Origin of the sequence: Congregibacter sp. (assembly GCF_965662665.1) — a bacterium.
Classification (GTDB): Bacteria; Pseudomonadota; Gammaproteobacteria; order Pseudomonadales; family Halieaceae; genus Congregibacter.
The window spans coordinates 42,714-57,773 of the sequence record NZ_CBFIIF010000004.1; the positions used below are offsets into that span (position 1 = coordinate 42,714).

Below are 15,060 nucleotides of genomic sequence, written 5' to 3' on the forward strand. Positions count from 1 at the left end.
ATCAGTCTTCCCGCGCCGCAAACTGACGTTCATCGATGGTGGATAAGGCCATGCCCGAAATGGGGTTGCGCAGAGCGGACACGATTAGCCGCTCTCCCGGCCGCAGGCCTCGACTGATGATTGCGTGTTCGGAGGTGGCATGGGCGACATCGGCGGTGCGGATATCCAGCAGTCCGCTTGAATCCACTACAAACAGCTGGTTTCCAGGGCGCAGTCCCTTGCTGGGTATGCGCACGGTGTTTTCTAAACGACGGCCCATAACTTCGGCTTCGACAAACAGGCCGACGGCCAGGGGCATCCCCTGTGGGGAGCGTCCAAGACCGTAGGGGTCCTCGACTTCAGCTGTGGCGTAGATCAAGCGGGTGCTGGGATCCACGGCTGCATCAATGCGCACCAATTGCCCCGTCCACTGCTGCTTTGCGCCGGCGACCTCGGCGGAAAATTCTACTGTAGGGGCTGCGCCAGGCTCGGCGGCAAAGCCTATGGGTAAACCCAGTGATGATAGTTGACGGTTATTGAGGGGAAGTCGAACCTGTACGCGATCAGTAGAAAAAACCTCCGCCAGTGTAGAGCCTATGTTTATCACCTCGCCAATATGCACATTGGTGCGCGCTACGCGGCCCTCGAAGGGTAATCGCACATGGGTGCGCTCAAGGTTGAGTTTGGCAAGTTCCAGAGCAGCTAAAGCGGCTTCGCGACTCGCCTTGGCTTCGGCAATTTGCGGTTCTTTCAGGGACAGGCTCGAGGCATTGGGTACATCACGTAATTGCTTGCGGGCCACGTCTGCATCCGCCAGCGCCTGCTCGACAGAGAGGTTTGCGGCGGCGACAGCGGCTTCGGCCTGGCGAAGCGCCAAACGGTAATCTCCATCATCGATTTCTAAAAGTACCGTGTCGGGATCAAAACGGCCGCCCTCGACGTACTCAGGTGATACAGATATCACCCTGCCGCTCACCTGTGCCGTGAGATTGATCATGGTGCGGGCGCGAACTTCGCCCTGGGTTTGTACGTTCAGTACTGCGTCGCTTCTTTCCGCGAGATGGGTGTACACCGTGACGGGGCGGGGAGGGGCTTCGTCAGTCTCTGGTTCAGGGGCAGTCGCCTTGAGAAGCAAAACCGCGCCAACAGCGACACCCAGTACCAAAACCGGACCGCTTAATTTCAGCAACTTTGCCCGCATTATTTTCCCCTGATTTAGTTCGTCAATTAACGTGTTGCAGTATCTTTTCGAGGCTCATTGTTAGCAATGCGGTCTGTCGCTTCACCCCATCACTTTGCCGCAAGCGCCTGGAATTACGCTCTTTATATTAATTTCATAATGAAATAAAATTTCAAAAAGCTACTATTGTTCGCTGTTTTGCCCATTAAACGCGCTTCTGCTCGGCTGTATCTGGGCCGTTAACTTCTTGAAAAATAGCGGGAATATAGGATTTTTGACTTTGATGAGAATTTTGGACTGATTGTTGCAGAGTCATCTGCGATGTTCTTTCCGGCGTGGCTGTTTTACCGGTCGAGGACTACTCCTGTCTCCGGCAGCTGCTTGGCGACAGATTTGTGCCACAGACTGATCATCGAAGGCACTAGAACAATAAAAGGAGTGACCGCATGGCAAAACCCCTGAGTGGCGTGAGAGTTCTTGATCTCACCCACATGCTATCCGGACCCTACGGAGCGATGATCCTCGCCGACCTCGGTGCGGACACGATTAAGGTTGAGCCTCTCAAAGGCGAGGGAACGCGCAAGTTGCTGGCGAACGACCCCAACAACTCTCTAAATGGGCAAGGTGCTTACTTCGTTACGTTGAACCGAAACAAACAAAGCGTTGCGCTGGATCTGAAGTCGGACGAGGGATTGGCGGTTTTCTACGACCTGGTTCGCAACAGCGATATTGTTATCGAAAACTTCAGCGCTGGCGTAGCCGCAAAGCTCAGGATAGATTTTGCGCATCTTAAAGATGTGAATCCCAAAATCATCACCTGCTCAATTTCCGGCTTCGGCTCTGCAGGACCCAATTATCAGCGTCCGGCCTTCGATCAAGTGGTTCAGGCGATTGGCGGTGGAATGTCCATTACTGGCCACGATAGCGGCCAGCCCACACGTGCCGGCATTCCCATTGGCGACCTTGGGGGTGGCATGTTTGGAGTGATGGGCGTGCTGGCGGCGCTCTACGAGAGGGAGCGAAGCGGACTTGGGCAACACGTTGATATTTCGATGTTGGACTGCCAGATTTCCATGCTCAATTACATGGCTACCATGCACTTCCTTTCGGGAGAAGTTCCCCATCCTATCGGTAACAGCCATTTTGTTCACGTGCCCTATAACAGCTATCCCACGGTCGATGGTCACATCATCATTGCGGTGATCTTCGATAGTTTCTGGGACAACCTCATGGACGTTATCGATGAGCCTTTGTTTCGCGAGGAAAAATATCGCACACAGCCCGCGCGGCTCGCGGATAAAGAGTTTATCGATAAGCGCCTGGGTGAAATTCTTAGCACCCAGAGTTCAGAGTACTGGCTCGCCAAACTCACGGAAAAACGTATTCCCTGTGCTCGGGTGAACACCCTCGATGAAGCCCTTGCGGATGAACAGGTCCTGTCACGCAATATGGTGGTTGAACTTACTCATCCCGAAGGAGGAAGCACGCGAGGTCCGGGTAACCCCATCAAGCTGTCCCGAACAGACGAAGAGAGCTTTTCGCCAGCGCCCTTGCTTGGACAGCATACCGAGGTCGTGCTTCGTGATGTGCTGGGGTATAGCAATGGGCAGCTCGAGAGTCTGAGAGCAGCAGGAGCCGTCGCGTGAACGACAAGGTGATTATCAACGAAGTGGGGCCCCGGGACGGGCTGCAAAGCCAGGACGGATCCTTGAGTCTGGAGCAGCGCTTTGCATTTGTAGAGGCGATCCTGAAGGCTAGTATCAGCCACGTTGAGATGGGCAGTTTTGTATCTCCCAAAGCAGTGCCGCAGATGGCCGGCACTGGAGACCTCGCGCGCCAGCTTGGGAGTCGCGACGGCGTAGAGCTCAGCGCTCTCGTCCCAAACATGAAAGGCTATGAACTGGCCTGCGATGCCGGCGTGAATACCGTCGCGGTGGTTGTTTCTTCTACCGAAACTATGAACAAGAAGAATATCAACCTGAGTATGGACGAAACTATGGCGGTCTCGCGAGCTGTTATCGAGCGTGGCCGCCGTGAAGGAGTTCGGGTCCTTGCTTATCTGGCGGTTGCTTTTGAATGTCCTTTTGAAGGCGCCGTGGATCCCGGTTATGTACGCGCTCTTGCCGCACAATTGCTCGACGCCGGGGCTTCTGAGTTAGTCATTGCGGACACCATCGGTGCGGCGAACCCCCTGCAGGTTAAGCATTTGATGAGCGCCCTGGCGCAAGAGCATGGCGCGCAAAAGCTGGCCTGCCACTTCCACGATACCCGGGCACTCGGTTTAGCAAATGTTTATGCCGCTCTGGAAAGCGGCGTGCGACGCTTTGATTCCTCCGTAGGTGGTCTCGGTGGCTGTCCCTTTGCGCCGGGCGCAAAAGGAAACGTCGCCACGGAAGATGTGGTCATGCTGTGTGAGCAGATGGGCTGCGAGACGGGAGTCGATATGCAGGCTTTGCTGATGGTCGTGGATTTGGTGAGTGAGATGCTGGGTAGGCCGCAGGGCGGACGAGCGCACTACTGGCTGAGTCGTAACGCAGCTTAATAAACCGTATTGCGTTGGCCTGTAGCCGCGCTCTAACAAAGAGAAGGACGAGGAATGAGTTACCGATTAGGTGTAGATGTAGGCGGTACTTTCACGGATTTTCTTCTGCTCAATGAAGAAAGTGGTGCGACCTTTACTGCAAAGGTCCCCTCCACGCCAGAGGATTCGTCCATCGGTGTGCTAAATGGTATCGCACGAATTTGCGATGAGTCCGGTGTGAGTCCCAGTGACATCGAGCTGGTTATGCATGGCACTACCGTGGCTACTAACGCCGTGCTCACGGGTCGGGGAGCGCGCGTTGGACTTGTTACCACCGCTGGCTTCGAAGACACCCTGCAAGTCGCTCGTTCCTATTGCCCGGGTGGTCTGGGTGGTTGGGTCAGCTTTGTTAAGAGTCCTTTACTCGCGCCCCTGGAGCTCACCATCGGTGCAGTGGGTCGCATCGGCGCGGATGGCGAGATTGTTGAGCCGATCGATGAGGAGTCGCTGCGACGAGATCTTCAGGTTTTGCGTGATCGCGGAGAGGTTGAGGCTCTGACAATCTGTTTGATCAACGCCTATATAAATTCGGAGCACGAGCGGCAGGTCGCTGCCATCGCTGCGGAGATCTTTGCGGATACCCCTATTTCGGTCTCCAGCGATGTCGTTCCAGAAATGCAGGAGTACGAGCGAACAGAGACTACTGTTGTGAATTCCTACGTGCGACCCGAGGTGGCTCGCTACGTTAACAATCTGCAGGCTGCCCTGGATGAGCGACTGGGTGAGGGATCACAGCTTTCTATTCTGCGATCTGATGGTGGTTTGGCGTCGGCACGTGCGGCGGCTTACTCACCTGTGAACTTGTTGATGAGTGGCCCAGCAGGTGGCGTTGCCGGCGCAATCTACTTTTGTGAACGAGCAGGCTTTCGCGACATTCTCACCTTCGATATGGGCGGGACCTCTACTGACGTAGCGCTTATTCAGGATGCTCGCGCCCGCGTGCGCCGCGAAACCATCGTCGGCGATGTTCGCGTCCGAGCCCCTTCCGTGGATGTCCGCACCGTTGGTGCCGGTGGAGGATCTATTGCCTTTGTTCCCGAGCTCACCAAAGCGCTGCGCGTTGGGCCGGAGTCAGCTGGCGCTGTCCCTGGCCCAGCTTGCTACATGAAGGGCGGCGAAGAGCCCACGGTATGTGACGCTAACGTAGTCCTGGGCTACTTACCGTCTGATGTACAGCTCGGTGGCAAGATGCAGATCAATCGCGACGCCTCAGAAAAGGCGGTGCAGAAGGTTGCTGATGCCATGGGTATCGACCTTATGGAAGCCGCCGAAGGCATTATCAAAATCGTTAATGAGTCGATGTTTGGTGCTCTCCGACTTGTGTCTGTTGAGCAGGGCTATGATCCGCGAGACTTTGCGCTAGTGGGTTTTGGCGGTGCAGGTCCTCTGCATGCTAACGCGCTGGGTATTCTCACGGACGCCTGGCCGGTGATTGTGCCGCCAGGTCCGGGCGTTTTATGTGCTTACGGTGATGCGACGACTCAGGTTCAGGATGAAGCCGCGCGCACCTATCTGACGATGGCTGGTGACTTGAGTGACTCACAGATGCTGACGGATTTGCATGACTTGCGCGATCGCGCAGGCGAGTCGCTCCGAGCTGATGGCATTCCCGATGCTGAGCAGGAGGTCTCCTATCAGGCTGACCTGCGCTATGCGGGGCAAGCGTTTCAGATCACCGTGGACTTCGATGAGCAGGAGCTCATGGATAAAGGCGTGGCACTGCTTACGGAGGCCTTTGACGCCGAACACGAGCAGTTGTTCACGTTCAAGCTGGGCGACGGTCACGAGATATTGATGATCCGAGCGGTCGTGAAAGCAGCGGCTCGCAAGATTTCGGATAAGCAAATGGATGCGAGCGAGAGCTCCCTTGAAGAGTGCAAGATACATGACAGCCGCTTCTACTTTGAGGGTGCCTGGCACCCGGCGCCTATCTACGACCGTGGGCGTCTCCATGAAGGCCTGGATGTCGCTGGCCCCTGTGTTGTGGCGGAAATGGACTCTACTACTGTGGTGCTTCCCGGCTACACGGCAAAAGTAGACGCCATCGGCAATCTTTTGATCAACCCAAGCAATGGAGGCGTCTGATATGCCCGCGATCATCAAAGAGACTAATACCGCGGCACTTCAGAGTGTCGACGTCGATGGCGTGACGGTCGATATTATTGAGAATGCCCTGCGCAACGCTCGCGAAGAAATGGACGCGGTGCTATTTAGAACCGCTATGTCGCCAGGTATCCGAGAGCAGGGTGATTGTTTTCCCATGATCGCTAACCGCGAAGGAAAAATGGTTGTAGGTCAGTTCGGATCCTTCATCGGCCCCTTTCTGGAAGCCTACGACGCGGAGATCGAGGAGGGTGACATCATCCTCACGAATGATCCTTACATGTGTAACGCGGCGGTTTCTCACTTGCCCGATTGGGTGGTTCTTGTGCCTGTATTCAAAGGCGGTCGCCACATAGCCTGGTCGGCTATGTTTGGGCATATGTCTGATAACGGTGGCATGGTCCCAGGGTCAATTCCCATCGAGGCGACCACCATTTACCAGGAAGGCATTCGCATACCGCCTACTAAGCTGTACAAGCGCGGCGAGTTGCAGACCGACCTCCTAGAACTGATTTTGCATAATGTGCGAACCCCGCAGTGGAATCGCTTTGATCTGAATGCCTTGGTGGCAGCGTGCAATACGGCGGCAAAACGCTGTGTGGAGCTGGCGGAGCGCTTCGGCGATGATGTGCTCAAGTCCACCATGGACGTGATGCTCGATCGCAACCATTCTGCAATGAAGCACATTATCGAGATGTTTATCCCGGAAGAGCCCCGGGAATTCGAAGACTATCTTTGCGACGACGGTATGGGCATGGGGCCATATCGGATTAAGTGCCGCATGTGGCGCGAGGGCTCCACAGCCATCTTTGACTTTGACGGCACGGATCCTCAGGCGCAGAGCTCTGTGAACTTCTTCCTCAATGAGGATATGTTCAAGATGTTCTTTGGCTCCTTTACTATCAACGTCGTGGACCCCCAGATTGTCTTCAATGACGGTTTTTATGATCTTGTAGACGTGCGTATTCCTGAAGGCACGCTCTTAAAACCTAAGTTTCCCGCTGCCTTGTCAGGACGGACCCATGCACTGGGACGAATCTTTGATTTGCTAGGCGCGTTACTGGGCATGGGGGCGCCAGAGCAAATGCTCAACGCAGCAGGTTTTTCTGACTCTCCGCACCTTTTTTACTCGGGCTATGACCAGCGCCCAGGTAAGGACGGAGAGTGGTTTCAGTTGTTTCAGATTGGCTTCGGCGGCATACCTGGCCGTCCTGTTGGTGACGGACCAGATGGCCACTCTTTGTGGCCGGGCTTTACCAATGTTCCCAATGAATTCATCGAGTCCTACTTTCCACTGCGCATAGAGCGCTATGAAACCATTTGCGACTCAGGCGGTGCCGGCTTGCATCGCGGTGGTAATGGCCTGTCTGTCGCCTATCGCTTTTTGGCTGATGGTGAGATTGGTATTCACGACGAGCGCTGGCTGACCCATCCCTGGGGTGTCTTGGGCGGAGATACGGGGCAGCGTTCTACCAAGCGTCTGGTTCGGGTCGATGGCAGTGAGCAATGGTTGCCGGCCAAGGTAGAGGGCATAAAGGTTAAGGCAGGAGATCTTTTGTACTTTAACACCTGGGGTGGCGGCGGCTGGGGTGACCCCTTCGCAAGGGACCCCGAGCTGGTTCGTGCGGACGTAGCGAGGCGCTTGGTGAGTGCAGAAGGCGCACAGCGATACGGCGTGGTGATCGCTGCGGATGGCAGCGTTGACACCGATGCCACTGAGTCCCTTCGCCAGCAGCTTCGGTCCGAGCGCAGCGACGATCAACCTCTGTTTAATCGCGGTGGCACCATCGAAGAGATTAAGGCGCGCTGTGAAGAAGAGACGCATCTTCCTCCACCGGTGACTCCGCAGTTTCCTACGGAGCGTCAAGCCTGAGTCATGGCTGATCTCGCCCGTCAATCGCAAGCACTCGGAGCCCGTCCAGCTTTGTTGCTGATCGATATGATCAACGCGTTTACTGATCCCAAGAGTCCTCTCGGGTCAGAAAGCGATGCGGTTGTTGCGGCCTGCGCTGATTTGCAGACAGTGTTTCGCAGTCGTGATTTACCGGTCTGCTTTACCACAGTGGAGTATTCAAACGAATCACAGGCGGCCGTATTTCGCAGACGGCTTCCCGCATTGAATGCTCTCTCTGCGGGCAGCGCGGCGGTAGAGATAGACGACCGGCTTAGCCCTCGGGCTTCAGAGCCGGTTTTTGCGAAGCACTATGCCAGTGCGTTTTTTGCGACGGGTCTTCAGGCGTGGCTGAAAGGTCAGGCAGTGGACTCTTTGGTGGTGGTTGGTTTAACCACGAGCGGCTGCGTAAGAGCATCGGTGGTGGATGGACTGCAACATGACTACGTAGTTTGGGTCGCTGAAGAAGCAGTAGGTGATCGCAACGAAGAAGCTCATGACGCAAACTTGCACGACATGCATGCGAAGTATGCTGAAGTCGTATCAGTGAATGACGTGCGCGATGCGATTGGGGTCGCTTCATGAGCAGCCGCGCGCGCATCTTACTCATTGGCTATCGCAAGTTTAGCGAACTCATTAACTCTGTACTCCCGGATTATAAGGATGAAGCAGAGATCATCATTGTGGAGTCCGTGGCCTCTGGTAGCGTGGACTATCACGCGCTTGTTAAAGAGCATAAGCCGGACGTGGTCGCGAGCGCGGGTTCCAATGCAGCGTTTTTACAACATTCGTTAAAGCTTCCTGTTATTGCCCAGCCTGTTACCGACACTGACATCGTAGATGCAGTGGCCCGGGCTCGACGCATAGGTGATCGGGTGCATGTTTTTACCTACGCGGCGCAGCCAGAATCCGAGGGCAGGCTCTTTACCGCATTACCGGCCTTGCTCGGTGGCGATGGCCTGCGCCACGAAAGTTATGCAACGACCGATGAGGCAGCAGAAAAGCTTCTGGCTATGGCGGCTGCCGGTAGCGCCGATGTCGTAGTCGGACCCAGTTACATTTGCGAACTCGCGACTCGTCGAGGCTTGCCCGCAGTCTTGCTGTATAGCCGGGAGTCTGCTCGAGCGATGCTTGACGAAGCTTTGCGCCAGGCGCGGGTGCGTTCAGCGGAGCTTGAGTCACAACAAGCCCCTGGTCGTTTTGTTATTGATTCCCCGCAGATGTCCCGCGTAGCGGAACTGGCGAGAACCTATGCGCGAGGGAGTGCCGCGGTACTGCTACAGGGGGAGAGCGGAACAGGAAAGGAGCACATAGCCCGCGAGATACATCAGGCCTCCGACTATCGAGATGGTGCGCTCGTCGCCATCAACTGTGGAAGCATTCCCAACGAACTGTTTGAAAGCGAGTTGTTTGGTTACGTCGACGGCGCGTTCACCAGTTCACGGCGAGGTGGTCGCGTAGGGCTTGTGGAGCAGGCTAACGGCGGCGTTCTGTATCTCGATGAAATCGGCGAAATGCCTCTATCGCAGCAGGTAAAGCTTCTTCGCGTGCTTCAGGAGCGAAGCGTGCGTCCCGTAGGCAGCACCCGGGAGTTACTCCTGGATTTCAAGGTAATAGCCGCTACCAACGCCGATCTGCAGGGGGCGGTTGATGCCGGTGCATTTCGAGATGATCTTTATTACCGCCTCAACGTATTTACCTTACGCCTTCCACCGCTTCGTGAGCGACCTGAAGACGTGGCAGCGATTACCAAACACTACCTGGCGGAGTATGGCCAGCATTACGACGTCGACATGGATGTGTCGGCGTTAATGGAAAACTTACTGAAACCGTTCATGCAGTACCGATGGCCGGGGAATGTTAGGGAGCTACAGAACTTTGCCGAGCGTATCGCGGTGAACGCCGCTCACGGTGTTGCGATTGACGAGCTGAGCCTTGAAGAACTGCTCCCCGAACTGCGGGTGGCTCAAGCTTCGACGGGCGTGCCCGCAGGACTCCTAAAGGAACAAGAAGGCCGCGCCATAGCGGAAGCCATGCAGCGGCTAGGTGGCGATAAGGCTGCGGTAAGTAAGGCGTTAGGTATTAGTCCGACCACCTTGTGGCGACGCCTCAAGGAAATGGACTTGAATCAGGATTTCGGCGCCGACGGGGCTGGCAATAAAAAAAGCAAACAATACTCACGAGGGTAGGAGAACGGTAATGCAAAGTATGAAAAAACCGCTAGTGCAGGCGCTTGCAGCAACATTGTTGTTGCCGGCGACGCAATGGGTGATGGCTCAGGGGAACAACCTTGCCATCGAAGAAGTGGTGGTGACGGCGCGAAAGCGTTCTGAGAACCTTCAGGAAGTCCCCATCGCGATTTCTGCTATCGATGAAGATACGATTCAACGTGCAGGGATTCAGCGCGCCGGTGACTACGTGGGACTCATACCCAATGTCACCTTGGTAGACTCTGCGAACGTCGGTGATACGCAGCTGAGTATTCGCGGCATTATTTCTACCCGGGATGCGGAATCGACTTTTGCCTATGTCGTCGATGGTGTTTTAAGCACCAACCCGAACAGCTTCAACGAAGAACTCTTCGATGTTCAGCAGATAGAAGTGCTGAAAGGTCCTCAGGGGGCACTCTATGGTCGTAACGCTGTGGCCGGTGCGATTCTGGTTACCACTAAAGAGCCGACGAACGAATTTGAAGGTCGCGTTGGAGGCACCGTCGGCAATGTCGGTACGCTCCGCGCTAACGCTATGTTCAGCGGACCTATCGTAAAGGATAAGTTGCTGGGTCGTATTGCGGTTAGCACCAGTGAGACGGACGGCTTTTACGAGAACATTTTCACCAACCAGGATGACGTCGTCGATTATCTAGAAGACACCAGTGTTCGTGGCCGCCTCAAGTGGAACGTTACGGACAATCTGACTATGGATTTTCGCGGAGGCTACTCCGATGTGACAGCGGGCGCCATCAACTTTAATGCCGGATTTGCTATTCCCGCATTTGTTGATGCCTTTGGTGCGCCTAACTACAACCAGGACGTTAATGACGTGGATTTCCGCTTCATCTTCAACACGCCCGGCGAGAATGAGCAGACCACCACGGACTTCGCTATCAAGCTTGATTGGGCTTTGGACTTCGCGGATTTGGTAGCGAACGTTGCTTACAGTGACTTATCCGAGTCTTTGCTGTCTGATGGTACCGCCGCGACTTTCTATGGTTATGAGCTGACACCATCCTGTCAGGCAGGGCGTGGCGAGTTAAACAGCTTTACGCGGCCTGATCTGTTCGGCGAGCCCTTCAATCCCTTTGGTGTTCTGCCCCCGGGCGCAGACTCTCAGGGAGTTTATGGTCCTTACAATCCTCTGACCTGTGACGGCTATCAATACCAGGAGCGAAATCAGGAAGACATCAGTATTGATGCTCGTCTGGTAGGCCCTGAGGACGATGCTATTCGTTGGATTGCAGGTGTTTACTATGCCGACATCGAACGTGAGTCGCTGGTGGCCTACGGCGCCGATCAGGGGCAGGGCTTTCTAAAGCAGCCCTACGTGGATCCAACCGGGCCGAACCCCACAGACCTGCTTTTCTGGGATGAGTTCAACACCGAAGTGTATGCAATCTATGGTCAGTTGGAGTTTGATCTCTCGGACACCATGGAGCTTGCCTTTGCTCTGCGCTATGACCGTGAAGAGCGGGAAGTCAGCAACAAAGTGCCTAACGTTTTGAGCTCGGGTCTCAACAACAACCTGTTGGATCCGGCGACAGGCGCACCGTTGCCCATCAACCCTGCTTTTGGAAGCAACCCCAATGGCATTCCTGATCGTGCGCGAGATTTCAGCCAGCTTCAGCCCAAGGCGACCTGGAACTGGGCGATGACTGATGCGGTGAATGTCTATGCAAGTTACGGTCTGGGATTTAGAAGCGGTGGCTTCAATGCGATTGGTACCGAGGATCTGCTGAATTTCTGGTTTAACTCAGGCTTTGGTGGCCCGGGTGAAGCCGTCGATGCGCAGCTCCAGGTAACCGACGACTATGACAAGGAAATATCCACGGCCTTTGAAGTGGGCTTTAAGTCCGAACTGATGGATCGACGTTTGCGCTTAAATGCCGCTGCTTTTCGCACGGATGTTGAAGACAACCAGTTCTTTGAGTTCTACGCGGGGCCTTTCGGCATCTTGCGTACTGTAACAACCATTGATGAACTCTATATTCAGGGTGTTGAAGCGGACTTTACCTTTGTCGCGACTGAGTATCTGACAGTTTATGGCGGGATTGGCTTAATGGATTCGGAGATTGAGAAGAACAATCACCGTCCTCTCTCTGAAGGCAATGATGTACCTCAAGCGCCAGAGACAACCGGTAATCTCGGTGCGGAGCTAAGCTTCCCTGTGGGTGGCAGCATGCAGTTGGTGAGCCGATTGGATTGGCAGTACACCGGCGAGATGTGGTTCCACACACTACAGGGTGAGGAAACTCCGACCATCTGGAACGCCTTCTTCGGTCCTGGGTTCAATCAGAACTTTTCCAAGTCATCTCGCGACGCGTTTAGCACCGTGGACTTGCGGGTAGGGCTCGAGGGTGAGAACTGGGCGATAACCGCCTGGGGTCGCAACATCACCGACGAGGAGTATCTGCAGGAAGTGATTCCGACGCCTGAGTTCGGCGGAAGCTTTTTGCATCCTTCGGCGCTGCAAAGCTACGGTGTGGACTTCCGTTACAGCTTTTAAAACCTCTAGACCTTGAAAAGGCGCCTTCGGGCGCCTTTTTTATACACGGACATTTTGTGTAGGTAGATCTTGTAGGCTTCTCGTGGCTGGCTCAAGCCTTGTGCGCACGTAGCAGTACTTCTGCGCGCGGCGCATACATCGGCATGCCATACAAAAATCCCTGAAAATGAGTGCAGCCCAACTCCTTTAACACCTGCGCCTGCGAGTCCTGCTCTATGCCCTCCGCGATGACTGGTAGACCCAGCGCGTCTCCCAGCGCGAGTACTGCCCCGGCAATGATGCGATCGCTTTCATCACTGACAATGTTGTCCACAAAGGACTTATCGAGCTTGAGACGATCTATGGGCATGCGCTTAAGATAGGACAGAGACGAGTAGCCGGTACCAAAATCGTCGATAGCGAACATAACGCCTAAGTCTCTGAGTTCGCGCATACTTTTGATGAGTGCGTCTGTGTCCTGCACTAAAACACTCTCCGTGAGCTCCAGCTCAAGTTTTTCTGGAGGGAACTGGGTGTCCTCGAGAACGCGTTTTACCTGGCCTACGAAGTCTTCGGCTCGGAACTGGGGCGCAGATACATTTACCGCAAGATGACCGAATTCCAATCCTTCAGCGATCCATTGGCTACCTTGGATACAGGCTTGTTCGAGTACCCAGTGACCAATGTTGCGGATCAGCCCGGTGCGTTCGGCCTGAGGAATAAACTGCGCGGGGGGTACTGTACCCAGCGTCGGGTGATGCCATCGCAGTAGAACCTCTAGCCCGAGCAGTGTTTGGCTGTCGTTAATCACCTGCGGTTGAAACGCCAAACGTAGTTCATTCCTTGCCATGGCCTCGTGAAGGGCAGAGTCAATGAGGACATTCTGGAATGCCTGTCGCGTAAGATGCTCCGAGTAAAACCGGAAGGTGTCCCGCCCTTGATCTTTGGCGTTGTACATCGCCGCATCGGCATTGCTCATCAGTGTTTCGGCGGTTTGGCCGTCCTCCGGAAACATACTGATACCAATGCTCGCACTTACCGAAATGCTGCGGCCTTCCAGGGTAATGGGTTTACGCAAAGCGCCAATGATCTTCTCGGCGATGTTGGTGGCATCGTTGGGTGATGCGATGTCATCAAGAATTATGAGAAACTCGTCGCCACCGATTCGACCCACGCTGTCATCTTCGCGAAGCACATCTTTCAAGCGATCTGCGGTGATACTCAGTAGCCTGTCTCCGGTGAGGTGTCCGAGACTATCGTTGATGTTTTTGAAGCCGTCGATATCCAGAAAGAAAATGGCGAGATGATCCGAACGACGCTGAGCTCGTCGGATACCCTGCTCGAGCCGCTCATTAATAAGAAAGCGGTTGGGTAGGTTGGTGAGAGGGTCGTAGTGCGCGAGTTTTTGGAGCTGGGCTTCGGTCTCTTTAAGTTGGCTGATGTCAGTGAAGATCGCCATGAAGCCGCCATCTTGACCGTCAATCTTGCTGATCGTAAGTAGCTCGGGGAACACCGTCCCGGACTTTCTCCGGTTCCATATCTCCCCTCGCCATACCCCATTTTTTTGTAGTGAGCGCCACATTTCCTGGTAGAAATCGGCGTCATGACGACCAGATCGCAGTAAGTTTGTAGATTCGCCGATAGCTTCTTCACGGCTATAACCGGTTATGCGTGAAAAAGCGGCATTCACATCGCGGATGCGTCCGTCTGCATCAGAGATAAGGATTCCTTCGCCGCTTTTGTTGAACACTGCCGCAGCCTGCAGCAATTCACGGCGGGCTGCGTGCTCCTCGGAAATGTCTCTGCCTACTGCGCAGATAACTGACTCTCGGTCTGCGGTGGCAGCAGACCAGGCAATGACTCGATAACTGCCATCTTTGTGCCGATAACGATTTTCGAAGTACAGGGTTTTCAGACCCTTTGACAGGTTGACCATTTCGGCAACGGTACTTTCCTGGTCCTCCTCGTGCACAAGATCAAGAAAGTTTCGCCCGATGAGTTCTGAAGCGGTGTAGCCCAAAGCGAGTTGCCAGGCACTGTTCGCCAGTGCAATAACGCCGTCAATGCTAGCGACCAGATGCATGCCGTTAGGCTGCTGAAAGAACGTGTCGAAGTACTGCTCAGCATTGTGCTGACCGGTGACATCAACAAGCACGCCCGAAGCGTGAGTGACGCGGCCATCATCGGATTCGTAGCTTTGACCAACCGCGCGATACCAGCGTGTTTCTCCGTCATCCAGCAGGGCACGAAAATCCACTTTGATGAGACCGGGCTCTGCCATGAGTTGGGCCATGGCTGCTTGGAAGTCATCGACATCTTCGTCGAGGATCTGGCCGAGGATGGTGTCTGTGCTTAGGGGGAGCTCGTCATCACGCACTTGCAGCATTTCAATGCCGTCATCGGACAACTGAAATTCCCCGCTCGCTGCGCTCCAGCGCCAGGTGCCAATGCCCGCCGCCAGAAACACTGCATTGCTTTGCGGCAAGAGGGGTGTCTCGCTCACTGTGTCTCGCTCACTACAGCTACCGCCTCCCCAGGAGTCACATTAGCAAGTCTAGATACCTTTTTGGCTGAGCGCCATTGTTATCGGTCGCGCAACCTCACCGCTCCTAGTTTGCTACTGTA

9 protein-coding genes are annotated in these 15,060 nt (G+C 54.8%); 7 read left to right on the forward strand and 2 right to left on the reverse strand.

Going from position 1 to position 15,060, the window contains the following annotated elements; all coding sequences use genetic code 11:
* Position 1: 1 nt before the first annotated feature.
* Positions 2 to 1,168, reverse strand: coding sequence for an efflux RND transporter periplasmic adaptor subunit (locus ACTG39_RS02815; RefSeq protein WP_439106007.1), 1,167 nt, complete (start codon positions 1,166 to 1,168; stop codon positions 2 to 4).
* A 437-nt stretch (positions 1,169 to 1,605) separates the two neighbouring features.
* Here ACTG39_RS02815 and ACTG39_RS02820 point away from each other — a divergent pair, with 437 nt between their 5' ends.
* From ACTG39_RS02820 to ACTG39_RS02850, 7 genes are read left to right on the forward strand one after another with little or no spacing between them, the layout of a single operon-like run.
* A complete protein-coding gene (locus ACTG39_RS02820; RefSeq protein WP_439106008.1) occupies positions 1,606 to 2,805 on the forward strand; it encodes a CaiB/BaiF CoA transferase family protein in 1,200 nt (399 codons plus the stop codon).
* Positions 2,802 to 3,701 carry a hydroxymethylglutaryl-CoA lyase gene (locus tag ACTG39_RS02825; protein WP_439106009.1) on the forward strand — a complete coding sequence of 300 codons (900 nt, stop codon included), beginning with the start codon at positions 2,802 to 2,804 and terminating at the stop codon, positions 3,699 to 3,701. Before ACTG39_RS02820 ends, ACTG39_RS02825 begins: the two co-directional genes overlap by 4 nt.
* 54 nt (positions 3,702 to 3,755) lie before the next feature.
* Positions 3,756 to 5,825: a hydantoinase/oxoprolinase family protein gene (locus tag ACTG39_RS02830; protein ID WP_439106010.1), complete on the forward strand. Its 2,070-nt coding sequence runs from the start codon at positions 3,756 to 3,758 to the stop codon at positions 5,823 to 5,825.
* A gap of 1 nt (position 5,826) precedes the next feature.
* Complete coding sequence (locus tag ACTG39_RS02835; protein WP_439106011.1) at positions 5,827 to 7,716, forward strand: hydantoinase B/oxoprolinase family protein; 1,890 nt, start codon at positions 5,827 to 5,829, stop codon at positions 7,714 to 7,716.
* A gap of 3 nt (positions 7,717 to 7,719) precedes the next feature.
* Entirely contained in the window at positions 7,720 to 8,319 is a 600-nt protein-coding gene (locus ACTG39_RS02840; protein WP_439106012.1) for an isochorismatase family protein, read from the forward strand.
* Positions 8,316 to 9,923: a sigma 54-interacting transcriptional regulator gene (locus ACTG39_RS02845; RefSeq protein ID WP_439106013.1), complete on the forward strand. Its 1,608-nt coding sequence runs from the start codon at positions 8,316 to 8,318 to the stop codon at positions 9,921 to 9,923. The genes ACTG39_RS02840 and ACTG39_RS02845 overlap by 4 nt, the downstream gene beginning before the upstream one ends.
* Before the next feature lie 10 nt (positions 9,924 to 9,933).
* Positions 9,934 to 12,456: a TonB-dependent receptor gene (locus ACTG39_RS02850; RefSeq protein ID WP_439106014.1), complete on the forward strand. Its 2,523-nt coding sequence runs from the start codon at positions 9,934 to 9,936 to the stop codon at positions 12,454 to 12,456.
* A gap of 91 nt (positions 12,457 to 12,547) precedes the next feature.
* Here ACTG39_RS02850 and ACTG39_RS02855 read toward each other — a convergent pair whose 3' ends face one another.
* The gene (locus tag ACTG39_RS02855; protein ID WP_439106015.1) at positions 12,548 to 14,938 is read right to left on the reverse strand and encodes a sensor domain-containing protein; all 2,391 of its coding nucleotides are present in this window, start codon (positions 14,936 to 14,938) and stop codon (positions 12,548 to 12,550) included.
* Positions 14,939 to 15,060 lie beyond the last annotated feature (122 nt).